General features: G+C 38.1%; 21 protein-coding genes. All 21 read right to left on the bottom strand.

Annotated elements, in window-relative coordinates; all coding sequences use genetic code 11:
* Window positions 1–8: 8 nt before the first annotated feature.
* Window positions 9–2117, bottom strand: a complete 2109-nt coding sequence (locus MHI10_RS05400; RefSeq protein WP_340783652.1) for an HD family phosphohydrolase — start codon at window positions 2115–2117, stop codon at window positions 9–11.
* 178 nt (window positions 2118–2295) lie between these two features.
* Window positions 2296–3255 carry a PhoH family protein gene (locus MHI10_RS05395; RefSeq protein WP_340783651.1) on the bottom strand — a complete coding sequence of 320 codons (960 nt, stop codon included), beginning with the start codon at window positions 3253–3255 and terminating at the stop codon, window positions 2296–2298.
* A gap of 2 nt (window positions 3256–3257) precedes the next feature.
* On the bottom strand, window positions 3258–4358 hold the full coding sequence (locus tag MHI10_RS05390; protein ID WP_340783649.1) for a sporulation protein YqfD: 1101 nt from the start codon (window positions 4356–4358) through the stop codon (window positions 3258–3260).
* Window positions 4359–4363: 5 nt separating this feature from the next.
* Entirely contained in the window at window positions 4364–4600 is a 237-nt protein-coding gene (locus MHI10_RS05385) for an RNA methyltransferase (protein ID WP_340783648.1), read from the bottom strand.
* A 132-nt stretch (window positions 4601–4732) separates the two neighbouring features.
* Complete coding sequence (locus MHI10_RS05380; RefSeq protein WP_340783647.1) at window positions 4733–5224, bottom strand: hypothetical protein; 492 nt, start codon at window positions 5222–5224, stop codon at window positions 4733–4735.
* A gap of 23 nt (window positions 5225–5247) precedes the next feature.
* A complete protein-coding gene (gene floA / locus MHI10_RS05375) occupies window positions 5248–6246 on the bottom strand; it encodes a flotillin-like protein FloA (RefSeq protein WP_340783646.1) in 999 nt (332 codons plus the stop codon).
* A complete protein-coding gene (locus MHI10_RS05370) occupies window positions 6243–7586 on the bottom strand; it encodes an NfeD family protein (RefSeq protein ID WP_340783645.1) in 1344 nt (447 codons plus the stop codon). The genes floA and MHI10_RS05370 overlap by 4 nt, the downstream gene beginning before the upstream one ends.
* A 706-nt stretch (window positions 7587–8292) precedes the next feature.
* Complete coding sequence (rpsU, locus tag MHI10_RS05365) at window positions 8293–8466, bottom strand: 30S ribosomal protein S21 (protein ID WP_004227078.1); 174 nt, start codon at window positions 8464–8466, stop codon at window positions 8293–8295.
* A gap of 112 nt (window positions 8467–8578) precedes the next feature.
* Window positions 8579–9247, bottom strand: coding sequence for a deoxyribose-phosphate aldolase (gene deoC / locus MHI10_RS05360; protein ID WP_340783643.1), 669 nt, complete (start codon window positions 9245–9247; stop codon window positions 8579–8581).
* Window positions 9248–9504: 257 nt separating this feature from the next.
* Window positions 9505–10854 (bottom strand): tRNA (N(6)-L-threonylcarbamoyladenosine(37)-C(2))-methylthiotransferase MtaB, encoded by a 1350-nt coding sequence (gene mtaB / locus MHI10_RS05355; RefSeq protein ID WP_340783641.1) that lies wholly within the window; start codon window positions 10852–10854, stop codon window positions 9505–9507.
* 291 nt (window positions 10855–11145) lie between these two features.
* The gene (locus MHI10_RS05350; RefSeq protein WP_340783639.1) at window positions 11146–11889 is read right to left on the bottom strand and encodes a 16S rRNA (uracil(1498)-N(3))-methyltransferase; all 744 of its coding nucleotides are present in this window, start codon (window positions 11887–11889) and stop codon (window positions 11146–11148) included.
* A gap of 84 nt (window positions 11890–11973) precedes the next feature.
* A complete protein-coding gene (prmA, locus tag MHI10_RS05345; protein WP_340783637.1) occupies window positions 11974–12912 on the bottom strand; it encodes a 50S ribosomal protein L11 methyltransferase in 939 nt (312 codons plus the stop codon).
* Window positions 12913–13123: 211 nt separating this feature from the next.
* Window positions 13124–14236, bottom strand: a complete 1113-nt coding sequence (gene dnaJ, locus MHI10_RS05340) for a molecular chaperone DnaJ (RefSeq protein WP_340783634.1) — start codon at window positions 14234–14236, stop codon at window positions 13124–13126.
* Between the two features lie 200 nt (window positions 14237–14436).
* Window positions 14437–16284, bottom strand: a complete 1848-nt coding sequence (dnaK, locus tag MHI10_RS05335) for a molecular chaperone DnaK (protein ID WP_340783632.1) — start codon at window positions 16282–16284, stop codon at window positions 14437–14439.
* 109 nt (window positions 16285–16393) lie between these two features.
* Window positions 16394–16945 carry a nucleotide exchange factor GrpE gene (grpE, locus tag MHI10_RS05330; protein WP_340783629.1) on the bottom strand — a complete coding sequence of 184 codons (552 nt, stop codon included), beginning with the start codon at window positions 16943–16945 and terminating at the stop codon, window positions 16394–16396.
* Between the two features lie 12 nt (window positions 16946–16957).
* Window positions 16958–17992 (bottom strand): heat-inducible transcriptional repressor HrcA, encoded by a 1035-nt coding sequence (gene hrcA, locus MHI10_RS05325; RefSeq protein WP_340783627.1) that lies wholly within the window; start codon window positions 17990–17992, stop codon window positions 16958–16960.
* A 98-nt stretch (window positions 17993–18090) separates the two neighbouring features.
* Window positions 18091–19236 (bottom strand): radical SAM family heme chaperone HemW, encoded by a 1146-nt coding sequence (hemW, locus tag MHI10_RS05320; RefSeq protein WP_340783625.1) that lies wholly within the window; start codon window positions 19234–19236, stop codon window positions 18091–18093.
* 135 nt (window positions 19237–19371) lie between these two features.
* The gene (locus tag MHI10_RS05315) at window positions 19372–19698 is read right to left on the bottom strand and encodes a geranylgeranyl pyrophosphate synthase (protein ID WP_340783623.1); all 327 of its coding nucleotides are present in this window, start codon (window positions 19696–19698) and stop codon (window positions 19372–19374) included.
* A 350-nt stretch (window positions 19699–20048) separates the two neighbouring features.
* On the bottom strand, window positions 20049–21575 hold the full coding sequence (locus MHI10_RS05310) for a methyl-accepting chemotaxis protein (protein WP_340783622.1): 1527 nt from the start codon (window positions 21573–21575) through the stop codon (window positions 20049–20051).
* Window positions 21576–21848: 273 nt separating this feature from the next.
* Complete coding sequence (locus MHI10_RS05305; RefSeq protein WP_340783621.1) at window positions 21849–23303, bottom strand: S-layer homology domain-containing protein; 1455 nt, start codon at window positions 23301–23303, stop codon at window positions 21849–21851.
* A gap of 1442 nt (window positions 23304–24745) precedes the next feature.
* Window positions 24746–25612 carry a 2-oxoacid:ferredoxin oxidoreductase subunit beta gene (locus MHI10_RS05300; RefSeq protein ID WP_340783620.1) on the bottom strand — a complete coding sequence of 289 codons (867 nt, stop codon included), beginning with the start codon at window positions 25610–25612 and terminating at the stop codon, window positions 24746–24748.

The raw sequence follows: 25612 nt of genomic DNA, 5'->3' as shown, positions 1-25612 counted from the left end.
TCCTAGCGTTATTTTGGATATTCAATACGTGAGTGAAACGTTCCATTTAATGTTTCACATAACACATCTTCAATAATTTTCAGCTCTTTTAACGAAATATCACATTCATCAAATTGGTCGTCTTGAACACGGTCTTGAATAATCGATTGTACTAATTTTTGTATTTTTTCTGCACTCGGATTTTGCATCGAGCGTACAGCTGCCTCTACACTGTCCGCCACACTAATAATTGCTGCTTCCTTCGTTTGTGGCTTTGGGCCCGGGTAACGGAAAACATTTTCATCCAGTTCTTTCCCTTCTTCTTTCGCTTTAAACAAGAAGAATTTTAACAAGCTCGTTCCGTGATGTTGCAAACAAATATCAATAATTTCTTGCGGCATTTTATGTTTTCGTAGCAACTCTGCTCCGTCCGTCGTATGCGCAATAATAATTTTCGCACTACTTTCAGGCGGCAAAGAATCATGTGGATTTGTTCCCATCTGATTTTCAATGAAAAATAAAGGTCTTCGCGTTTTTCCTACATCATGATAGTAGCAACCTACACGAGCAAGCAAACCATCAGCACCGATCGCCTCACTTGCCGCTTCTGCCAAGTTTGCAACCATCACACTATGGTGATAGGTCCCTGGTGTTTCTGTTAACACTTTGCGCAATAACGGATGGTTCGGGTTAGATAGTTCGATTAATCGCATCGTTGATAAAATACCGAACGCTGACTCAAAATACGGTAGTAACCCCATAGTTAATGCACCCGAAAGCAATCCTGAAATAACTCCTGCTGCGATATAAAACGAAACTTCTTTCAATCCATATCCTGACTGGGCCATTAATAAATAAAACGCAATAAACAATACATTCATAACCGTTACAACCGCAACGGATTGTAAAATATGAGAACGCTTTTCTACGCTTCTCATGAAGAATAAAGATGCAAATCCTCCAAATAAAATATACAGCGCAGCATCCATTTGAAGTACGGTTGCATACCCTTCCTGGAAAATGATGCCGGCAGAAGCTGCAGTCATAATCGTTACGACACTTGCCGCGCGTTCATTTGCCAGCAAACGTACCAGCATTGTCGCCATGGCAGAAGGATAAACAAAGGCCATTACTAATTCAAAATTTATCGCAATTAAACTAATGAGTTTCATCATTACAATCGCAATCGAATAAACAATGACGGTAACGAGTAAGGCATTTCGTTTTTTGGATAGGTCTTGCTGCGAACGTTCGAATAAAATATAGAGAAACGACATTTGTAGCAAAATCAAAATAACTAATCCGATAATCGGCTTTACGGACGTTTTATTATCAAGCATTGATAACAGTTCAAGCTGACGATATACCTCCCGTGTAATGACTTCCCCTTCTTGTACGATGATTTGTCCTTGCAGTATACGCGTAGGCTCAACCGCTTCCCGTGCTTGTTGTTTAGCAACTTCTGTTCTTTCATCATCTAATATTTCGGTTTCCACAATAGCAGCTCGGCCGATAACGACTGCTAAGCTCATTAGCGGTTCAGGGATTGCATATTGCTGACGTATTTTACTTTCAAACTCATTGCGGAATGAAATGAGTTGATCTTTTCGTATCGGTCTTGCAAGACTTTCCTCTACTAATTTAGAAAGTGTATCTCGCGTGCTCGTAATATCAGCAATTGATGCGTTTAATAAATTGGCAAGTTGTGCTTCCGAAATGGAAAAACTTGATTGATTTTCTATTATATCTTTTAAACTCTTTCTCAATAAAGTAATTTGCTCGGCTGCCGGCGGTAATTTATCTTCTTTTTCAATTTCCTCTTTTACTTCTAAGACGATATCGAAAATTGTTGTTACGAATGTCGAACGATGATTGGCAACTTCCTCATTGAGGACATAGATTGGATCGATTAATCGCTCAGCCGTTTCTTTATCAAATTCTGTTTTTGCGACGTCTTCTACCGTTTTGGCGGAGCGAATTGTTTCTGGTGCTAGTTCCGTTAATTGAATATCATATGTAATGCCTCTCACATTATCCAGCATCAATGTAAACTGTAATAATGCAGTGAGGAGAAGGACTATAATTAAAAAGGTTCGAAAACTAATAAGCTCGATCATCTTCTTTATTTGCTTTACCATCATGCACCTCCATTTATGTATATAAGTATTCTACCAAATTTACGTTCGTCTGTTTATGAAAAGCCCCATAAGTTTTCATAATATTTGTCGTTTTTAGGGAAAAAGTGTTTCACATCCGTAAAAAAAGCTTCCAATTCCCTATGAAAAGGAATGAAAGCTTTATGAATATAAAATATTCTTACAATTCTTTTTCTGAATAAGCTTGAATGACTTTCGCAACGAGTGGGTGACGAACAACATCGCCTTGCTCAAGAATTTGGAAATGAATATCTTTCACATGCTTTAATGAGCGCTCAGCGACAATCAAACCTGATTCTGTATTTTTCGGTAAGTCAATTTGAGTTTTATCACCCGTAATAACCATTTTAGAGCCGAAACCGAGACGCGTTAAAAACATTTTCATTTGCGGATGTGTCGTATTTTGTGCTTCATCTAATATAACAAAAGCATCATCTAATGTTCGTCCACGCATGTAGGCAAGCGGAGCAATTTCAATCGTTCCACGCTCAATTAAACGCTGTGTTTGTTCTTGCCCATAAATGTCATGCAAGGCGTCGTACAATGGGCGTAAGTAAGGATCAACCTTTTCTTTTAAATCTCCCGGTAAAAACCCTAAAGATTCTCCCGCTTCAACCGCTGGACGTGTTAAGATAATACGTTTCACATGACCATTTTTCAATGACTGTGTGGCCATTACAACTGCTAAATACGTTTTCCCTGTACCCGCAGGACCAATTCCAAAAATTAAATCCTTATGGCGAATCGCGCGAACATATTCACGTTGTCCAATCGTTTTGGCACGGATGGATTTGCCCTTTGTATTTCTTGCAATTTCTTCATCATAAAGCTCAGCATAATATTCAATTGTACCTTTATTCGCCATTTCAATAGCTGTTGAGACATCGCGTTGATCGATATTGATATTTTTACGGATCACGTTTAAAAGCGCCTCTAAAACAGCATGTGCTTTATGTTTTTGTGCATCATTATCACCGGCAATTTGGATTACTTCACCACGCGTAATAATTTGAACACCGTATGTTTCCTCTATAAGCGTAATATTCGCATCGGACATCCCTAAAAGCATTACCGCTTCATTCGGGTTGTCGATTTGGAGCTCTACAAATTTTTCTGACATACTCATTCTCCTTGATCAATTGGACGTGGTTGTGCAATATTTTCATTTACCAAAAATAGGACTTTCCCTTTTACTGTATCATCATCAGTCGTTACGTGCAAAAGTTTTTCATTTTTAATTGTTGATTTGAGCGGCAAAGACTGAATCATTTTTTCATGCAATAATGGCAATACAAACGTATCGATTTCATCTTCCTCTATCTGTTCTGTCTTTTGTTCAAATTTTCGATAAGGCTTATGCGTGACAATTGTTTTTAACGGCTTAATCGATTGCTCCTGCCACGCTTTTTGAAGCTGCAACCAGTTCCATTTATATTCCCATCCATAGTCCACCAATACATTTAATGTCACCTGTTTTGGAATCGAAAAAGTAGACTCTAACCAATAATCCGCAAAAACTTCTCCTTGCGCATCCACTACAAAATTCGTACCATCTCGTTCCAGTACACCTGATACAAGCGTGTCCCCCTTATATACTGTTTCATTAGGAGACACTTTACGGACACCGCTTGAAATTTTAAAATGCGTAATCACCCCACTATTCGAGGCAATTAAATGTTGTTTTTGCGTTGTTTTCTTAGGATTAGACAGCTTAGGTGCTAATTGTGGCGCAACAGTAATATGACTTCCCTGCTTCGTTATATGTATCCATGAAAATTCACGAAACCGTTCCATCAATTGTTGGCGCAATAAATAATCATCGATAAATTGCCCACTTCTCACTGGCACTTGAATCGCTAATTCCTCTGTCAAATATTGATAAACCTCATCTTCAAGCTCGACCGTACTTGCCTCAACATCGATTTTCCAAACGAATTGAGAAAAAACAACGGGTATAACGAGCAATAACAGCAAACCAAATATACTGACGAAATCTTTTTGTAAAATTCGATTCGGCGTTGCGTAACGTATTTTCAATTTTACATAATAATTCCTACGCGCCTTTCTTATTGTAGGTAGATGTGAATGCGCTACTGAAAAGGTAATCTCCTGCTGTTTAAAGCGGATGTTGTATAAAGGGACTTGATGACTTTTTAAATATTGTATGAAAGAAGATGACGCATTCCCTTGCTTTAACGTAATATATAATAGACGCCTGTTCATCTTACTCATCTTTGAATGCGCTCTATGGTGATTTTTTGTAATGATTTACACGTTAATAAAAATCCATCTTCCTGTAAAAACTGCACTTCAATTTCTTTTCCTGTTACATGCATATGAATTTTTTCCATCACGCATTCATACTGCTCGGTCGTAATATTTCGAACTTGGTACGTACCGTTATAGCGTATTTTTTCAGTGTTCGAAATTTTTAATGTAGGCTCTGCTGGAAATAACTTTTTCAAATCAAAATGCCCCCTTTAGCGATACTATATGCGTACAACTTGGAGGACATGTGTTTACAAATGGATTTGCTATAATCCACTTACTAAAAAACCATCTTCCCTCACAGAGTTTGTGAAGAAAGATGGTTTCATTTATTGTCGCTTTGCTTTTGGTGGACCTAAAATCTCAGTCATCACAATCGCTTGCATCAATTCTTTTTGATTTGATGGCACCACTTTTAATCGATCCGATTCTTGTTGCTTAATCATTTGAATGATTGGACGATCTTGAAGGCCTCGAGCTTTTTTCGGCTCTTCAATAGACTCTGATTTACGTTCAATAAACTCCCGAACAGGTTCCACTTTTGGCAATGCCACTTCTATTTTAGCAGGTGTTTCAATTGGCTTTGGCGCTGGTTTTCGTTTGTCATTTAATTGACCGAAAATTTCATTTGCAAAGTCTTCTAGCGATTTCGGTTGTCTCGTTTCTACCCTACTCGGACGAACCTCTTCACGCTGCCTGGGAGCCGATTGATTGCTAAATGGTGGCATTTCTTTCGTTTGTTTCTTTTTATCTTCCGTTTTTCCCTTTGCAAACAAAGAACTTAACGCAAACATAATAACCATAATGATAATACCTTCCATTTAGTGATCACTCCCTTCCTCGATTATTTATTTGTTGTATCTGGTTTATCATCAGATGCTTTTGAAATCGATTCACGCATTGATGTATCCGCTTGAATATTTTTGTAATTCATATAATCCATAATGCCAAAGTTACCTGAACGTAATGCTTCCGCCATCGCCATTGGAACTTCTGCTTCTGCTTCCACTACTTTTGCTTTCATTTCTTGTACTTTCGCAACCATTTCTTGCTCACTTGCTACGGCCATTGCACGACGTTCCTCAGCTTTTGCTTGTGCAATGTTTTTATCTGCTTGTGCTTGCTCAATTTGAAGCTCAGCACCGATGTTTTTGCCGATATCAACATCCGCGATATCAATCGATAAGATCTCAAATGCTGTACCCGAGTCTAAACCTTTTGAAAGAACTGTTTGAGAAATTAAATCTGGATTTTCTAACACTTTTGAATGCGATACGCTTGAACCTAGTGTCGAGACAATCCCTTCACCAACACGAGCTACAATTGTTTCTTCACCGGCACCACCAACTAAGCGATCTAAGTTGGCACGTACTGTAATACGCGCTTTTGCTTTTACTTCAATACCATTCATCGCAACCCCTGCAATAAATGGTGTTTCGATTACTTTTGGATTTACTGACATTTGTACAGCTTCTAATACGTCACGTCCAGCTAAATCAATTGCCGCTGCACGTTCAAAACTTAATTCGATATTTGCGCGGTGTGCTGCAATTAATGCGTTTACTACACGGTCTACGTTACCACCAGCTAAATAATGTGACTCTAATTGGTTAATCGATACTTCAATACCCGCTTTATGTGCTTTAATTAACGGGTTTACAATTCGTGACGGAATTACGCGACGTAAGCGCATTCCAATTAGTGTGAAAATACTTACTCTTACACCTGCTGCCAGTGCGCTAATCCATAGTGCAACTGGAACAAATGTGAAAAATACGGCCAAAATTAAGAAAATAACAACGATCGCAATAATTAACGTAATTGCTGCTGCATCAATAATCATTCAACTTCTCCACCTTTTTCAAATTTTTCTCTCACAACAATACGTGAGCCTTCTACTTTAATAATTTCAACATTTTTCCCCGCATCAATGTAACTACCTTCTGTTACAACATCGATGCGTTCTTGGTCCTGCAAAATTGTACCTGCTGGACGTAGAGGTGTTACCGATTTTCCAATCTTTCCGATTAATTCGATTCGATTGGTGTTCGACACATAACCATCCTCTGTCGTCGTTGCATCTCTTAAAACAAGCTTGTTAAATACATGCATTTTTTTGCCGAAAAATTTCATAAGTATCACCATTCCTATTATTGCAATAATCATTGCGATTAAAATTGAGTAAGCCATATGAACAAAGCTTGCACCCGCGAAAAGTAAACTACCTATGATGAGGATCCCCCCAATAATACCAACTATTCCACCCGGAACGACAAATTCAGCTATGAGTAAAATGAGCCCGACAACAAAGACAATAATCGTTTCATAACCTGCAAATCCAGCAACTGTGTGTCCAAAGAAAAACAATCCTAACGAAGACAAGCCCATAATACCAGGAACTCCAAAGCCAGGTGAGTACAATTCAACAACTAATCCGATGCTTGCAATGGATAATAAAATTGGTACAACGACTGGATTTGTAATGAGTCTGGCAAGCTTTTCTGAGAAAGTTGGGTCAACTTTGATTACATCAAAATCATCATATTTTAATGTTGTTAGCAGTTCCTCCATTGATTTAACCGTTCCTTCAGAATAACCAACTTCTTTCGCTTCATCGGCAGTTAATGTTAGCAACTTCCCTTTTGGTAAACTTAACTCAGGCAATTCAACATCTTGATCAACCATCGCTTCTGCATAAATTGGATCCCTACCAGATGGACCAGAATTGATAGCAGCCGTCTTCATTTGTGCCATCCATGCACTTTGAGCCTTAACTTCTGCAGCATTTCCAGCTGAATCAATTACCGCCGCTGCACCCATTGTAGCGTTGGGAGTCATGTAAATTGCATCTGCATGAAGCGCAATATAAGCACCCGCTGAATGCGCTTTCGAATTAATAAAGGCGATAATCGGAAGTTCTGTTTCATCCATTAGCATCCCAATATCCTCTGCGGCATTGACAAATCCACCCGGCGTATGAATTTCTAATATAATTGCCTTCGCATTGTTTTGCTTTGCCTCCTCAAAACCGCGCTTTAAATATTGATACAGGCCTTTTTCCACTTCATTCTCAATGGTAATTTCATACACTTTACCGTTCGCAAACGCCGTCATAGTAGGTAATATTAAAAGAAATGAAAGTACCATTAGAGCTATCCAACTAAACCCATTTGTACGTTTCATCCTGCCACCCCCTTTTTTAAATACACCTCGGCATATTTGCGTCCATTTTTTTCGGAGCCACAGGACATGGGTCAGTCAGCCGTTGTCACACGATGTGACGTTTTTAGGCTGACCTCCTCTTTAAAAACTCCTCAAAAAAACTGTGAAATCCGCCGGGGCTTAACGTGCTTCAGCATTTGCTGAAGCACGTTAAAAGTATGTATAGTTGTTATACGGACGACTTTGTGAAAAGTTTCAACTTTTATGAATTCCTTTTTTAAAAGTAATTCATTGGTAATTTCTTCACTTTTTTATTATACGCTATTTCCCATCAAATATTAAATATATTCTCTTTTATGTAGTTAATAACTGTCCTTTTAAAAAAAAGTTATGCATTAGTTTCGGATGAAGTATATTGAAATCTTTTTAAGGGGCGGACAAATCGGCTAGTTAATGAATAAATTTGGCTAGTAAAACGTGGTTCGGCTATTTACTGCACCAATTCGGCTAATTTTCGATGTATTTTGGCGAGTAACGCTTTAAAAGCGGCTAGTTTTAACGAGTTAGTGGCTAGTTTGGGGAATTGTTTGGCTAGAAACAGCGGGGAAATGGGAAATCTATTGAAAAACGCAAATAACCCACAAATCGAAATTTGTGGGTTATATCATTTGTCTGCTCAGTTCAATCTGAAAATTGCGTGTTATGAACGTAGGGATTTACAGGGAAATTACCACTTACGTTTACGTGCAGCTTCTGATTTCTTTTTACGTTTAACGCTAGGTTTTTCGTAGAATTCGCGCTTTCTAACTTCTTGAATTGTACCTGATTTTGATACAGTACGTTTGAAGCGACGAAGAGCATCTTCAAGCGATTCGTTTTTGCGAACGACAGTTTTTGACATCTCTCTTTCCCTCCCTCCGAACACACGTCAATACAAACATTAACTATTAGTTAATGTGTACTAAAGTAGTATATCGTAACATTATAGAAGAGTCAACAAAAAACAATAGATTTTAATAATCCGATTTTGATGTTAAACCATTCATAATCGCAACACCTGATGATGCACCAATACGCGTTGCACCATTGTCAATCATTGCCTTCATATCTTCCAAGCTGCGAACGCCACCTGAAGCTTTGACACCGATTGTTGGACCTACTGTTTTACGCATTAATGCAATATCTTCTGCTGTAGCACCACCCGTTGAAAAACCTGTAGAAGTTTTTACAAAGTCCGCACCAGCCTCAACTGCTAATTCACATGCTTTTACTTTTTCTTCATCTGTTAATAGACACGTTTCAATAATTACTTTTACTAAAGTGCCATTTGCAGCATTCACTACCGCTTTAATATCTTCTAAAACAACATTAAATCGGCCATCTTTTAGCGCCCCGATATTAATAACCATATCAATTTCGCCTGCTCCGTTTGCAATGGCATCTTTCGTTTCATACCCTTTTACAGCTGAAGTTGATGCACCTAATGGGAAACCAATTACTGTACATACTTTTACTTCAGTGCCGGCTAATTGCTCTGCACAAAATTTTACCCAAGTAGGATTTACACATACTGATGCGAAAACATATTGTTTTGCCTCATCACAAATTTTCTGAACTTGCGACGCGGATGCTTCTGCCTTAAGTAGTGTATGATCAATCATTTTTGCATAATTTTGAGTCATAATAAATAGCTCCCTCTACGTTTAATAAGTTGTCCGTACCTCTTCCATAATAGCATGTAATTACTTCCACGGGAAATGTCAGATAACTTTTAATGATTTCACCTTTAGCAAAGCTCCGTTCAATTATTTTGTCCGTGTTGCATCGTTCATATTCATCAAGATAATCGTGACATTTCAACTACATACAATTCATATTTAAATGAAAATAAAAGCAATGTAACGCTAGAATACTTTCCAGTTTACATTGCTTTCATTTATTATTGTGCTTGCTCTTCCAAAATACGTACAAATTGCCCTTCGTTATATGGATAGCCTGCTTTTGTAATTTTTACTTTCGTTAGCTGACCAATCATCTGCTCTGAGCCTTCAAAAACAATTTTCAGATAGTTCGTTGTATAACCTACATATAAATTTTCATTGGCACCATCTTTAAAGCGTTCTTCTGGAATTACTTCCAATACTTCACCTTCAAAGCGGGCAGCATATTCTTTTGCCAATTGATCATTTAATGAAATTAAACGGTGCACACGTTCATTTTTCACTTCCTCATCAACTTGGTCTTCCATGCGGGCAGCTGGTGTTCCTGTACGTTGTGAATAAGGGAATACATGTAATTCCGCAAATTTATGATCACGGATAAAGTTATACGTTTCCATAAACTCTTCTTCTGTTTCTCCTGGGAATCCAACAATTACGTCTGAAGTAATTGCTAAATCAGGTAAGGCTACTTTTAATTTCTCCAAACGCTCTGCAAAAAACTCCATCGTATATTTACGACGCATACGCTTTAGCACCGTATCCGAGCCTGATTGAATCGGAATGTGTAAATGGTTCACGACAATTTCAGAGTTTTGTAATACTTCAATGACCTCATCTGTTAATTGTGATGCTTCAATAGAAGAAATACGTAAACGTTTTAAGCCTTTTACTTGCGCTTCTAAATCACGTAATAATTGCGCTAAATTGTAATCTTTGAAATCTTGTCCATATCCACCTGTATGGATACCAGTTAAGACGATTTCTAAGTACCCTGCATCCACTAATTGCTGTGCTTGACGAATTACTTCTTCTGGATCACGAGAACGCATTAAACCGCGTGCCCAAGGGATAATACAAAACGTACAGAAGTTATTGCAACCTTCTTGAATTTTAAGAGAGGCACGTGTACGGTCTGTAAATGCTGGAACATCTAATTCTTCATACACACGGTTTTTCATAATATTACGTACAGCATTAATCGGCTGACGTTCTTCACGGTATTGCTCTATATAACCAAGTAGCTTTTCACGATCTTGTGTACCAACAACAATATCAACACCTGGAATCGCCATAATCTCCGCCGGTGAAGTTTGCGCATAACAACCTGTAACACAAATAACCGCATCCGGATTTTGACGAATGGCGCGACGAATAACTTGGCGAGATTTTTTATCCCCCGTATTTGTTACTGTACAAGTATTTATAATATACACATCTGATTGCTGATCGAATTCAACACGACCATATCCTTTTTCTTTAAATAGCTGCCAAATCGCTTCAGTTTCGTAGTGGTTTACTTTACAACCCAGCGTATATAGACTCACATTTCCAACGCTTTTTTCTTGCATAATAATCAACCTTTCGATATTGCACTTTGATTCTTATTATTTGATATAAATTAGTGAATTTATTTTTTCCATACGACATTTATCATAACATAAACCTTTTGAAATCAATAATTTTTAAGTCCTTTTCTATGCATAACAAAAGCGCTTTCCTGTTTTAGGTAGCGCTTTTGTTCACAGTTATCAATTACAATATGACTAACTATTGCCCTAATTTCGAAGTGTCTTTGAACATCCATATAATACCATACATTATAATCTCTGCGGATTTATAAATTATTTGATATCCTGCAATCATTCAAATTCATAAGAAATAGCAGAAAGTGCATATAACGGTGCCGTTTCCGCTCGTAAAATACGGGGGCCGAGTGACATCGTTTGTGCGCCAGCCTCGATTAATGCCGCGCTTTCCTGACGTGAAATACCACCTTCTGGACCAAAGATGCATAGTATTTTCGTTGAATTATTAGCTGAAAGTTTTTTAAGCTTATCCGAAAATTTTATACGTTCCGCTAATTTTGCATCCTCTTCATCGGCAATATATACCGCATCATAGTCTTTAATCTTTTGTAAAAGTTGCTTAAAACTTATAGGAAACTCGATTACCGGGATATGTGTACGATGCGATTGCTCTGCTGCTTCTTGGGCAATTTTTTGTAAACGTTCTTGGTTTTTCATCCCCTTTTTTTCATCCCATTTTACAATCGAGCGTTCTGCTGCGAACGGGAGAAGTGCATGCATCCCAAGCTCGGTCCCTTTTTGCGTAATGAGCTCTAATTTATCTCCTTTTGGCAATCCACACGCAATATCGACTTGAATCGTCATTTCTGGGGATGGAATCATTTGTCCTGTTTGGCGCGCAATCACATCCCCCTCAAGCGAAATAATTTCACAAATAAACGCGACACCATTTTGAACAATGATAATTTGATTGCCGATTGACATGCGCATTACTTTACTGATGTGACGTGCATTATCGCCACTAATTGTAAACTCTTGATGCTCATTTGCTTGTTGTTCTACAAAATAACGTTGCATTTAATTGTCCTCAACTTTCATTAACTCCTTATATTTAGACAAAAACAACAGCCGCGTAAAAAATGCAGCTGTTGTTTTATTAATCTATGGGCGACGTGAAATAATCGCTACCCAATCTTCCATCATCAATACTTCTTCAATGATAAAACCTGATTTTTCAAGCGCTTCTTTTACATCATCTTTTTTCGCACCGATAATACCAGATGTCACATAAAGTCCACCTGATTTTACGATCGAATAAGCATCATCCGTAAACGAAATAATAATATCTGCTAAAATATTTGCAACTACGATATCTGCTGGTTCTTTTACCGTATCGAGTAAATTACCGTGGAATACTTCAACAACTGAATCCACTTTATTTAAGGCAATATTTTCACGCGCTGCAGTAACGGCCACTTCATCTAAATCTAAAGCATGCACGCTTTTCGCACCAAGCATCGCCGCTCCGATTGATAGGACGCCTGAACCCGTTCCAACATCAACAACAGTATCACCCTTTTTCACAACTTCTTCAAGTGCTTGTAAACACATTACTGTTGTAGGATGTGTACCCGTTCCGAATGCCATGCCTGGATCCAACTCGATAATTAATTCATCTGTACTTACTGGTGTATACTCTTCCCATGTTGGCACAATTGTAAAACGCTCCGAAATTTTCACCGGATGATAATATTGCTTCCATGCTGTCGCCCAATCTTCCTCGTCAATTTCACATAGCGTTAAAACATTTTCACCTATATTAATATCAAAATTCACAAGGTTGGCAATTGCAAGTTTGATTTCTTCTACTGTTTCAGATAGAAAACTTGATGCAGATAAGTATGCTTTCACAATGACACCAGTTTTTGGAAAGTCCTGTGGGTTTAAGGCATAAATTTCACCAAATTTATCGATTCTTTCTTTATCTAATTCTTTTGAATCCTCTATCACTACGCCATTAGCGCCTGCTTCGTGTAGAATGTTCGTTACTGCATCAACCGCTTCATGTGTCGTTAATATCGAAAGCTCTGTCCACTTCACTTACAATCCACTCCCTTAATCAATTACGCCGAGGCGTAATTGCGTTCAGATTTTTTTCGAGCTCACTCGAAAAACTCCTCTTAAAAATCTGTAACATCCGCCGGGGCATTAGGCCAACACGATGTTGGTCACTCAGGCGTTGCCGCACGATGCGGCGTCCTTAACCTGAGTTCCTCTACTTCAGCACGGGTTTTAACCCTGCTGAAACAAGTTAGTCACCCTTAATTTTCTTTTTAATTTTATCGAATAGTGAGCTTCCTTGTTCTTCTGGAATGTCGCCGCTAATTTCTGCAAACTCACGTAATAATTGTTTCTGCTTTTCTGTCAATTTCGTTGGTGTCACAACGTTGACGATGACATATTGATGCCCTGTGCCATAGCCATGTACATTTTTAACACCCTTATCTTTCAATCGGAATTGCGCGCCTGATTGTGTACCTACTGGGATTTTTAGTTTCACTTTCCCGTGAATCGTTGGTACTTCAATTTCGTCACCTAATGCTGCTTGTGGGAATGTTAATTTTAGCTCGAACATAATATCATCGCCATCACGCTCGTAAAACTCGTGCTTACGAACTGAGAATACGATATATAAGTCACCTGATGGACCGCCGTTAAAGCCTGCTTCCCCTTGGCCCGATACGCGTAGTTGTTGCCCGTCATCCACACCTGCTGGAATTGTAATTTTAATTTTTTTCTTTTTCGTAACTTGACCTGCACCGCGACAAGTTGAACATTTATCAACGATAATTTTCCCTTGACCACGACAGCTTGGGCATGAACGTTTATTCATCATGCGACCAAATGGTGTATCCACCGCTTGGTTAATTTGTCCTGCACCATTACATTGCGAACATGTTTGTGGCGTTGTTCCTGGCTTTGCACCTGAACCATGACAAGTTCCACATGACTCTTCTGTTGGAATTTCTATTTCTGTTTCTTTTCCGAATACCGCTTCTTCAAACGTAATATTCATGCGGTATTGTAAGTCGTCCCCTTTGCGAGGCGCATTTGGATCTTGACGACGTCCACCACCAAAGAATGAACTGAAAATATCTTCGAAGCCACCGAAACCACCAGCACCTCCACCGCCAAATCCAGCATTTGGATCCTCATGACCAAATTGATCATAACGTGCACGTTTTTGCTCATCAAAAAGGACTTCGTATGCTTCTGCTACTTCTTTAAATTTTTCATCCGCATCGGGTTCTTTATTAATGTCTGGGTGATATTGTTTTGATAATTTACGATAAGCTTTCTTTATTTCATCTTTGCTTGCACTTTTTGCTATGCCAAGCACTTCATAGTAATCACGCTTACTCATTATTCACTCTCCGCTCTTTTACATAACGTCTATTTTAACATGTTGAAAAAATGATGTATACAATTTGCTACACCATTCATTTTTTAAATTCTCATTTATCGGATTCTCTCGAAATGATAACTTTACATAACACTTAGAAAAAGCCAAAGCCGCAAGCGGTCTTTGGCTTTTTCTACTTCTTTGGGCTAAAGATTAATTAATTATTTATCGTCTTTTACTTCTTCAAAGTCTGCGTCTACGATACCGTCGTCTTTTTTACCTGCATCAGCGCCGCCAAAGTCAGCACCTTCTGCACCGCCCCCGGCCGCTTGTGCTGCTGCCGCTTGCTCATAGACTTTCATTACTAATGGTTGTAATACACCTTCTAATTTTTCTTTAGAAGCTTTGATGCCTTCAAGCTCACCCGCTTCAAGTGCTGCTTTTAATTCATCACGCGCATCTTCTACAGATTTCTTTTCGTCTTCTGTAATTTGCTCGCCTAAGTCTGTAATTGTTTTGTCTACTTGGAACACTAATTGGTCTGCTTCGTTGCGAAGATCTGCTTCTTCTTTACGTTTTGCATCTGCCTCTGCATTTGCTTCAGCATCTTTAACCATGCGCTCGATATCTTCATCCGTTAAACCAGAATCAGATTGGATTACGATTGTTTGCTCTTTTTGTGTACCAAGGTCTTTTGCTTTAACAGATACGATACCGTTTGCATCAATATCGAATGTTACTTCGATTTGCGGAATACCACGTGGTGCTGCTGGAATATCTGATAATTGGAAGCGACCTAACGTTTTGTTGTCCGCTGCCATTGAACGCTCACCTTGTAATACGTGAATGTCTACTGCTGGTTGGTTATCCGCTGCAGTTGAGAACACTTGTGATTTTGATGTTGGGATCGTTGTGTTACGGTCGATTAATTTCGTCATAACGCCGCCCATTGTTTCAATACCAAGTGATAATGGTGTTACGTCTAGTAATAATACGCCTTGCACATCACCTGCAAGTACGCCACCTTGTACAGCCGCACCCATTGCTACAACTTCATCCGGGTTTACACCTTTATGTGGCTCATGACCTGTTGCATTTTTGATTGCTTCTACTACTGCTGGAATACGAGTAGAACCACCAACTAAAATCACTCTATCTAATTCAGAAGCTGATAGACCTGCGTCTGATAATGCTTGACGCGTTGGAATGATCGTACGTTCTACTAAGTCATTTGTTAACTCATCAAATTTTGCACGAGTTAATGTTACTTCTAAGTGAAGTGGACCATCTGCTCCTGCAGTGATGAATGGTAATGATACTTGAGATGATGTTACACCTGATAAGTCTTTTTTCGCTTTTTCAGCTGCATCTTTTAAACGTTGCATTGCCATTTTATCTTTTGATAAGTCAACGCCATTTTCTTTTTTGAATTCTTGTACTAAGAAATCCATAATTTTTTGGTCGAAGTCGTCACCACCAAGTTTGTTGTCACCTGCTGTTGCTAATACTTCGAACACACCGTCCGCTAACTCAAGGATTGATACGTCAAATGTACCGCCACCTAAGTCAAATACTAAGATCTTTTGGTCGATATCTTGTTGATCTAAACCGTAAGCAAGTGCTGCTGCAGTTGGCTCGTTAATAATACGTTCTACTTCAAGACCAGCAATTGTACCAGCGTCTTTTGTTGCTTGACGTTGTGCATCATTGAAGTAAGCCGGAACTGTAATAACCGCTTTCGTTACTTTTTCACCAAGATAATCTTCTGCATAACCTTTTAAGTATTGTAAAATCATCGCTGATACTTCTTGAGGCGTATAGTCTTTATCTTCAACTGTTACGTTTTCATTTGTACCCATTTTTGATTTAATTGACATGATTGTGTTTGGGTTTGTAACTGCTTGACGCTTAGCTACCTCACCTACTTGTTTTTCACCATTTTTGAATGCAACAACTGATGGAGATGTACGGTTACCTTCTGGATTTGGAATTACTTTTGGCTCTCCGCCTTCTAAAACTGATACACATGAGTTTGTTGTTCCTAAGTCAATACCGATAATTTTGCTCATATTTCATTCTTCCTCCTAATATTGAAACACATTAAATTGTGTTTAATCATGATAATAATTTTGCTAGGGTGCCATGCTTTAGACGAAGCATGGCAAGTCTATTCGTACTTTACTCGTTTACAGATACCATTGATGGGCGTAATACGCGATCTTTTAAGCTATATCCTTTTTGCAATTCACGTAAAATAATGCCTGCTTCTTTTTCGCTATCTTGCTCTTGCATAACTGCTTGGTGCACGTTCGGATCGAATTGCTCCCCTTCTGCTGCAATAACTTGTAAGCCTTCATTTTGTGTCGCTGCTAAAAGTTGCTGATATACCATTTCTACACCTTTATAAAGAGCCGTTGCTTCTTCAGTCGTTACTTCTACTTGAAGCGCACGATCTAAATTATCTAATACAGGTAAAAGCTCTGTTAAAATCGACTGTGCACGATATTTTTCAGCTGCTTCTCGATCTAATCGACCGCGACGTAGTAAGTTATCATAATCTGCACGTAAGCGAATGTAACGCGCTTCCTCATCCGCTAATTTTGCTGCTAACTCCCCGATTTTTGCTTCTTTTTCATCCACAACAACCTCTTCAGTTTCTACTGATTCTGGTGCTGCTTCCTCATTTGTTGTTTGTTCAAGTTCTTCGTTCGTCTTAGTTGTTTCCGTCACTTATAATCCTCCTCAAAGCTTATCATGTGTGCCTTTCATAAAGGCTTGCGATAAACCGTTGCGCATTACTTCCAGCAAAGTAACGACACGCTTATAATCCATGCGCGTCGGACCTATAATCGCAATAGCCCCTTGCTGCTCTTCATCCAATAAAAACGATGCGGTAATGACACTACAATTTTCCATCGCCAAATGATTGTTTTCCGAGCCAATTCGAATTTGAATACCCGATTGTTGTTGATTAAATAAGGTATGCACTTGGCTTTTCTTATCAATTAAATCCATCAACATCCGGACCTTATTTAAATCGTGGAACTCCGGTTGATTTAACATATTGGACTTACCACCATAATACACTTTCCCTTCAGACTGATCAGCAGAAATGGATACTAAAGACTGAATGATTGATTCTGCTGCATTGACATGCTGTTTTAAAATCGACAATGCTTCCGTTTCTAATTTAAGATGAAAATCTTGAAGCGGCACACCAACAAGGCGATCATTTAAAATGTTCACCATTTTCTCTATTTCTGAAGGACTGAATCCTGATGGTAACGGTAATACTCTATTTTCAACATGTCCATTGTCCGTTACGATAATGGCCACTGCTGTTTGTTCCGTCAATGGAACGATTTGGACTTTTTTTACGCGATGCTTTTTTACATCTGGTCCGAGCAAAATCGTTGTATACGTAGTTAATTCCGACAAAATATTGGCAGACTCTCGTATCACCTTTTCAGCTTCGAACATTTGCTTTTCAAAGAGCGAATGAATTTGTTCGACATCATTTCCTGAAATAACTTGAGGTTTTAGTAAATGATCCACATAAAATCGGTAACCTTGTTCAGATGGGACTCTGCCAGACGATGTATGTGTTTTTTCTAAAAAACCTAACTCCTCCAGATCCGCCATTTCATTTCGAATCGTAGCTGCACTATAAGTAATACCTTCTTTTTTAGCTATTTGACGCGAACCAACAGGCTGAGCAGACATCACAAAATCATCCACGATTACGCGTAATATTTGTAACTGCCGATTTGTTAACATCTTTATCACCTCTGTTAGCACTCGCATAAGAAGAGTGCTAATATATTATATAAATTAGCAAATCTCTGGAATGATGTCAACGAAATCGTTCCATAAATTTATTCACCTAGTAAAAATCGTTGGAAAACTTCATTGCCCAGGAATCGACCTTTTCTCGTCAATCGAATTCCTGATTCATCCGCTAACACTAGTTGTTGTTCTACAAGCTCCGTAATAATTTCCTCGTAATAAACATTCATCGGTTTCGGAAATTTACTTTCGAATTCTTCATGTGTTACACCATTTGTTTTTCGAAGCCCTAAAAACATTTGCTCTTCCATCTTTTCTTCAAATGTCACAACATGTTCATGAAGCAACGGTCGCTTTCCGGATTGTACGATTTCGATATATTTTTTAATCGGTGCAACATTCGAATACCGTACCCCTTGCAAATAACCATGTGCTCCTGCACCAAAACCAGCATACTCATCATTATCCCAATAAATTTTATTATGCGTAGAAAGGAAGCCTTCATGTGCAAAATTACTTATTTCATATTGATGAAGTCCATGTGCTTGCATCGTATCCATTAATACACCGTACATTTCTGCCTCTAAATCTTCAGCCGGAAGATTTAACTTTCCTTTTGCATATTGAATATAAAAAATTGTTTTTGGCTCTACAATTAATGAATACGCGGAATAGTGCGGAAGCTTTAATGCGAGTGCCTTTTCTAGCGTATGCTGCCATTGTTCCATCGTTTGCCCTGGTAAACCATACATTAAATCAATGCTAATATTGTTAAATCCAACTTGTTTCGCCTTTTCAACCGTTTCATAAACATGATCATTTGTATGAGTGCGGCCGATTTTTTCAAGCAATGATTGGTCAAATGACTGAACACCCATACTTAACCGGTTGACCCCACCATCATAAAGTGCCTGTAATTTTTCCACAGTGAGCTCATCTGGATTTGCTTCACTACTAAACTCTTTTACGTTTGACATCGGAATATGTTTCACAATTAATTGTGTTAAACGACGAATTTGAGCGGCAGAAAGCGCTGTTGGTGTGCCACCACCTAAAAAGATTGTTTCCACATTTGAAAAAGCGTCTGGATAGGCTGCCACGGTCAATTCCATCTCTTGCCCAAGTGCTTCTATATAGTCATCCACTGGCTGATTTTTAAAAAATACTTTGTTAAAGTCACAATAATTACAAATTTGATGACAAAAAGGAATGTGAATATATACACCTCTAGCCATTCAATCACTTCCTTTAGTAAATTCAATTTCATACTTTATTGTAGCGTTTCTTTAGTAAAACACAATTGTTAAGGGTGTCTTCTACTAATGAAAATAAAAAAATCCGTACCCAGTTTAAGAGTACGAATTTATATTTTATATGGAAAAGGCGGGTTCTTCTTTATTAATCATCATAATAAAGTCCATCGCATTTAAGTTAGGTAATTTCGCCGCAAATTGCTTTGCTTCTGCCACCGATTGAAATTGAAATGCATCCAGTTCTTTCGTTAATTCAAATTGATCATCTACTAAGTGAATCATATAAAGACGAACAGTTGGATGGCATCGCTTCGTTGCATCGAAATTTTCAGATGCTACAATAATCCCCATATCATTTGATACTGGACTAATTATTGTTTCAAGAATATGCAGTTCATCAAGGACAAACCACTCTGGTACATTAAGTTGAAATTGACTGTTCATAAAATCCATCCCCTCACTGAAGTTTTGTTGTAGTACACGGTAAAACGCTGCAACTGCTTACATTCAGCTGTAAATCATAATTTTACTAGTCATCTCTCTCTATCTAGTAACGAAAAAAATACATACATAATTAATGGCATGACAAACAGGGTTATTTGCAATTCAATGTGACGCATGATTTTTTTCAATATCACTAGTTTACTACAATCAATATTTTATTAAAAGTGCAAAAATTAAAAAAATTATTATTATTCTAATTAAATTAATAGGTATATTACATTAATGGGAGTTTTACGTCCAATTGTAAAGTATAGGATTCTCCTTATTACAACACCTTCTTCTAAAACTAGTCAAATTCTAAACCGACCGATTGCGTGTGTTAACGTGCGCATATTTTTGGCAATATGAAGAATTTCTTCATGAATATCATTTGTTGCCAGCTTTTGCGTGGCAATTTGTTGTTTTACTTGTTGCATAGAAACTAAATTTTCTTCAGAACGATTGCTTAACTCCATCGAATTTTGTGCGACTGCTTGCGTATGATTGGCAATGTCATTCATAATTTGCGAAACATGCTCCATTTGCGGACCAATTTGTTGCACTTGATCGGTAATTTCTTGGAATTTAGTCGCGCTCTTCTCTGTTGTTACAACACCATAATCGACAGTCATCATCGCCTCATCCATACTACGCGTTGCCTCATATGCTTCTTGCTGAATTTCAGTAACAATTAGTGAAATGGATTTTGAAAACTCTTTTGATTGATTTGCTAATTTTTTGACTTCATGTGCGACAACAGCAAAGCCTCGACCATGCTCCCCTGCACGCGCCGCTTCAATCGATGCATTTAACGCTAATAAATTCGTTTGATCCGCGACTGCATGAATCATTTCCACCGCTTTCGTAATATGTAACGATTGCTCATTTAACGTATAAATCGTAGCGCTCGCCTTTTTCATCGCCTGCTCTACGTCTTGCATTTGCATTAAATTATTGTGTACCATTTCCTCTCCTTCAATAGCAGTAGCAATCGTCTCGCGAACATTATGTTCAATGCGCTGCATTCGATTCGACATTTCGTCAATCCCCGAAGCAACTTGTTGAACAGATGCTGCATTTTCTATAAGTTGTGCCGTGGAATACTGCATGGAGCTAGCCATGGATTCAGCATTCATTGCAACATGAACGGCGACTTTCGTAATTTGCTCCGAGTTATTTTCAAGTTCCTCATTCGCTTTTGTGGCAGAACTCGCATTTTTTCGGACCGTTTTTAATAATTCCTTAATATCGTCCACCATTAAATTAAAATATTTTGTCGTTTCTCCCAGTTCGTCATTCGCACGGTATGCAGCATATTTCGTAAAGTCCCCTTGCTGCGCCAAGCGAAACAACTCCCTTAACTCACGGGTCGGTCTATTAATTGCACGTGTTGCCTGAATGCCAACAATAAGAATAAGCACAGTCAGCACAAAGCCGATAATCATGATTAATTTATAACCAAATGCAATATCCTTTTCATGTGCAATGAGCTGCGCAGAAGCACGTGATAGGATGTATTCATTAATTTCCACTAATAACGAATTGGATGCATTCGAATTTAATTGATTCACATAATACTCCATTTTAGAATCAAAAGCGTTTGTCTTGAATTGCTGCAGTTGCTCATTCGGTATGCTATTTGTTTTTTCAAGTTGCTCCTTCATGTGATAGGTCAAATCAATGAGCAATAACTTTTGTTCATACATGGACTTTGTTTCTTGTTCCATTTTTCTTAAATAATCCATGCTAAATACCGTCAAAATTACATTCGATACGATACAAACAATCATTAACAAGGCCAAACGATCTTTAATTTTTATAAACTTTCGAAAGCGCATTTTATAATACCCCATTTATATGTAATCTTTATTATTAGTATAGGTAAATACTGTTAACGTGATTGGTTGTATTTGTTAAATTACTGTAAATGGTTTGGAATATCTTACAGGACTATCCAAGATGCGTTGGGGTGTTGGCATACGTTGTAGCGGAGTACAGCAGAGGTAAAGGAGACAAAAATAAAGCAGTTCAAATTTTATTAACGTAAAATTTGAACTGCTTTTCATTTTAGAGAGTGTATTTTCTCAAGCTCATTATGAAAGCTTAAGGGGTTATTGATTTGCTTCTAAAGCAGATAATTCTTCAATTGATTTTGCATTTTCTAGTGCTTCAGTAGGGATTGTAATTGTTGGCACGGCATTAAAGTCGGAATACTTCGTTGTTGATTTATTTTTAATACCCATTACAACGCCTTCCATATTCATGCCTATCCCGAAGTCCATAACGATTTCCTCAATATCAAAAGTTTCCTTATTAACTTTAAATTCATAAGTGAAATTGTCGAACTTTATATTTTTCATTTCAGCAAGAACTTCCTCGTCTAGACCTAAGTTCATAGAAGCCATTTGCTCTTGAATGAGCTCAGTAAATTTATCACCAGTACCTGTTAATGTTAGCGTGTAGTAACCATCAGCTTCTTTAATTGTGAAATCAGATGCAAATTGTTTTAGCATTTCTAATTGCTGGCCAGCATTAGGTTGCGCACCCGACTGAGCTAATAACTCTGTATATATTTCTGAAGGGAATTTAATCCATGTTTTTGTCGCTCCCTCATACATAAACATGCCATCTTTTTCAGTCATATACATTTTTAATGGCAAATCAATTGATTCACCTGTTGTAGGGTCAGTCGTAGACATCGTACCTTCAATAAAGAACTGCATTGGACTGTTAACAATTGACATATCTAATTTTCCAGTAGCATCGATTTTAATTCGTTCTTCACCTTCTTGGATATCCATCGATTGTGTCATTGTCATTGTTGCTTTTAAGCTAGATGTCGCCTTCTGTTTTTCTACAACCTTTGTAAAAACAGTTTCTAATAGCGCAGTGTCTTCCGAAGTTTTAGAAGGCTGCTCTTCTTTTGGGTCAGTTGGTTCAACAACTTCTACATCTTCTTCTTTAAATTCGTTCATGACATTAAAGATATAGGTTGCTAGCTGACCACGTGTTACAGAGTCCTCTACACCAAATTCCGTATCACTCACGCCATTTGCGATATCGTTTTCATATAAAGCAGTTACGTAATACGCGTTCTCATTGTCCTCAAGTACATCGTTGAATGGACTTTTACCTTTAGCCTCTAAGTCTAATGCTTGTGCAAGCATGTAAGCAAATTCGCCGCGCGTAATCGTTTCGTTTGGCTCAATTGTGTTATCCTCATAGATTTCAATTGCTTCAAGCGATGCCAATGCTGCGATAGGACCGTAGTATTGGTGAGATGCTGGAATATCTGTAAACTTTGGATCCACTACATTTTTCGTATCAAGACCAAGTGCACCAGCAAGCATTTTCGCTGCCTGACCACGTGTCACGTCTTGCGCTGGTTTAAAAGTACCGTCTGGAAAACCATTGATAATCCCAGCTGCGTGCAATTCTGTAATCGCTTTGTAATGCGTATTGTCTTTAGTGACATCCGTGAAAGATCCCGCAGCTGAAGCTGGAGCAACTGCTACTGCAGTCGCTGCTAATGAAGCAACTGCTACTGTGTAAAATTTCTTTTTCATATTAATATATCCTCCTAAAATCAATTGTGCCTTAGAACTTCACATAAATTATGTATTAGTAACAAAGGCTTTATCTTAATTCGGTAGCGTTCTGATGTAGCTACTAAATTAGAAACAAAGTAAGTGATTGTCTATAAAATGGGAAATATCCCCTATGAAACGAAAAGACTAAGTACTGAATGTATCTGATAAGCGATAAGTTAAGTTGCTTTTCAGATAACCTTATTCAAAAAGCATTTAATTAGTCTGTCTATATTGTACAATTACTTTTATAAATAAACCATATATGTTTTATTTTGGTTTATTACCATTACGTGGGGATGACAAAATTTAATTTATTTTATCGGGACCGTTTTGCTACGCTACGGGAGACCAACACGATGTTGGTCACGAATGCGTTGCCACACGATGTGGCGCTTTTAGCATTTTTTCCACTATTTCCGGGGGCGTGGCTACAACTAACTGTTCTGTGCCTCTGACGGTGGCACAGAACAGTGGATTTTCCGCGCACGCTTGATCCCCAAGGAGTCGCCCCCCTTCGCTCCGCAGCACTCTATTTTGGTAGAGAGTTTTTAGTGTGGACATGCGGTCAGCCCACTAAAGTAATACAGAAGTCGATTAGGAAAATCAACCCCATAATTTGGTGATGAACCAAATGGCTTTCACTAAAGTAAAAAAACACCTACCTTGTAAGATTAAGTACAAGTAAGGGTAATCGTCCATAATATCTTATTCAATAGTGTTTCTAATTAAATGTTACACATTAAATGAAAATGCACATTGCTAAATGCAAATTTTAGTGATGTGCATTTTATTTTCTTTACATTCAGCTCCTACACCTACCCAAATCGCATGATTACTGCCACAACTTTTTACCACGTGTGACATCTTTTTTACCACTGAATGCCAAGGTATTTACCACACAGTGCCAATGTATGTACCAACACGCTAAAATGGCTATTTATCCTTGCTAATTCAAGTGGAACTCATGTGGCTTGACACTTGCGCCAGAGAACCAGCTATGTACGTGCTGGCTCTGCCAAACGAGGCTATCATGCCCGCCGCTCGGTATAAAGCCTGGCTCCGAACGAGTAATGGTAAACTTATTGGCACACACTGGTACATTTAGTTGGGGTTGGCAGTAATCACATATTATCAAAGACTTCTAATTCTTTATCATAGCTCCTTTTCTACTAAAGTTATTAATAGCTTAAAGAATAGTTCAAAAACTATCTCTTTATGTAATTTACCGAATTAAAGTAAAAACCCTCTTATCTAGCCATGATTTATTTACATTTAAAAAGGAGTCGACTATAAATTATAGTCGACTCCTTTTGGTTAGATATTAAAATGTTAAACATCTTATATAACCATAAATATCATATTTTTTTATTATCTAGTTGACTTTTAATAAAAATAAATGGTGGTTTTTTAATAATTCATTACATAAATTCTTTTGTAAGTTGAGCAAATTGCTCTTCTGTTAAACGAATGTCGATATCAGTTAAAGGCAATTCTGAGTAGCCTTTAATTTTATCTTGATAAGAAGTCGTTTCTTGATCATGATAAATAATTCCCGTTACTAAGCCGTCATTTTTCATAACTGTTTGCATCGCCATTTCACGATTTGTATGGTCATAGCCTTCAATATCTGAAAGCTTCGTTAAGTTTTCTTTGAACCACTCATATGTGTTTACTTTATTGTATGTCACACATGGTGAAAATACGTTAATGAATGAGAAGCCTTTGTGATTTAAGCCCGCCTCGATAATCGCTGTTAATTCTTTAATATCCGTTGAGAAGCTTTGCGCAACAAATGTCGCACCACTCGTTAAAGCAACTTCTAACGGTTTTAAAGATGGCTCAATTGCCCCACCCGGCGTCGATTTCGTAATGAAACCTGCCGCTGAACGTGGAGATGTTTGCCCTTTTGTTAAACCGTAAATTTGGTTATCCATAACAACATACGTAATATCAATATTACGACGAATGGCATGGATTGTATGCCCCATACCGATCGCAAATCCATCACCGTCACCACCAGATGCAATGACTTTTAAATCTTTATTAGCCATCTTTAAGCCTTGTGCGATTGGTAATGCTCGGCCATGAATTCCATGGAAACCGTATGAGTTAATATAGCCTGAAATACGTCCTGAACAGCCAATACCAGAAATAACAGCTAGTTCATTCGGTTCATAGCCAACATTTGCTGCTGCACGCTGAATTGCTGCTTGTACTGAAAAGTCACCACAGCCTGGGCACCAGTTTGGTTTTACTGAATTTCGGAAATCTTTAAATGTTGCCAT

The organism is Solibacillus sp. FSL K6-1523 (genome assembly GCF_038005225.1).
In the GTDB taxonomy this organism is placed as follows: Bacteria; Bacillota; Bacilli; order Bacillales_A; family Planococcaceae; genus Solibacillus.
Note: the sequence above shows the minus strand (reverse complement) of the source record. Positions and strands in the feature narration are given on the sequence as shown.

Coding starts and splice junctions, on each gene's coding strand:
- dnaK (WP_340783632.1), bottom strand. CDS start 16,284: ATGAGCAAAATTATCGGTATTGACTTAGGAACAACAAACTCATGTGTA.
- MHI10_RS05305 (WP_340783621.1), bottom strand. CDS start 23,303: ATGAAAAAGAAATTTTACACAGTAGCAGTTGCTTCATTAGCAGCGACT.
- floA (WP_340783646.1), bottom strand. CDS start 6,246: ATGATTATTGATGCAGCAGCAATTACGTTAATTATTGCGATCGTTGTT.
- MHI10_RS05370 (WP_340783645.1), bottom strand. CDS start 7,586: ATGAAACGTACAAATGGGTTTAGTTGGATAGCTCTAATGGTACTTTCA.
- MHI10_RS05350 (WP_340783639.1), bottom strand. CDS start 11,889: ATGCAACGTTATTTTGTAGAACAACAAGCAAATGAGCATCAAGAGTTT.
- hemW (WP_340783625.1), bottom strand. CDS start 19,236: ATGGCTAGAGGTGTATATATTCACATTCCTTTTTGTCATCAAATTTGT.
- MHI10_RS05315 (WP_340783623.1), bottom strand. CDS start 19,698: ATGAACAGTCAATTTCAACTTAATGTACCAGAGTGGTTTGTCCTTGAT.
- MHI10_RS05400 (WP_340783652.1), bottom strand. CDS start 2,117: ATGGTAAAGCAAATAAAGAAGATGATCGAGCTTATTAGTTTTCGAACC.
- MHI10_RS05390 (WP_340783649.1), bottom strand. CDS start 4,358: ATGAACAGGCGTCTATTATATATTACGTTAAAGCAAGGGAATGCGTCA.
- MHI10_RS05395 (WP_340783651.1), bottom strand. CDS start 3,255: ATGTCAGAAAAATTTGTAGAGCTCCAAATCGACAACCCGAATGAAGCG.
- dnaJ (WP_340783634.1), bottom strand. CDS start 14,236: ATGAGTAAGCGTGATTACTATGAAGTGCTTGGCATAGCAAAAAGTGCA.
- mtaB (WP_340783641.1), bottom strand. CDS start 10,854: ATGCAAGAAAAAAGCGTTGGAAATGTGAGTCTATATACGCTGGGTTGT.
- rpsU (WP_004227078.1), bottom strand. CDS start 8,466: ATGTCAAAAACTGTCGTTCGCAAAAACGAATCGCTTGAAGATGCTCTT.
- MHI10_RS05300 (WP_340783620.1), bottom strand. CDS start 25,612: ATGGCAACATTTAAAGATTTCCGAAATTCAGTAAAACCAAACTGGTGC.
- hrcA (WP_340783627.1), bottom strand. CDS start 17,992: ATGTTAACAAATCGGCAGTTACAAATATTACGCGTAATCGTGGATGAT.
- MHI10_RS05380 (WP_340783647.1), bottom strand. CDS start 5,224: ATGGAAGGTATTATCATTATGGTTATTATGTTTGCGTTAAGTTCTTTG.
- MHI10_RS05310 (WP_340783622.1), bottom strand. CDS start 21,575: ATGCGCTTTCGAAAGTTTATAAAAATTAAAGATCGTTTGGCCTTGTTA.
- deoC (WP_340783643.1), bottom strand. CDS start 9,247: ATGACTCAAAATTATGCAAAAATGATTGATCATACACTACTTAAGGCA.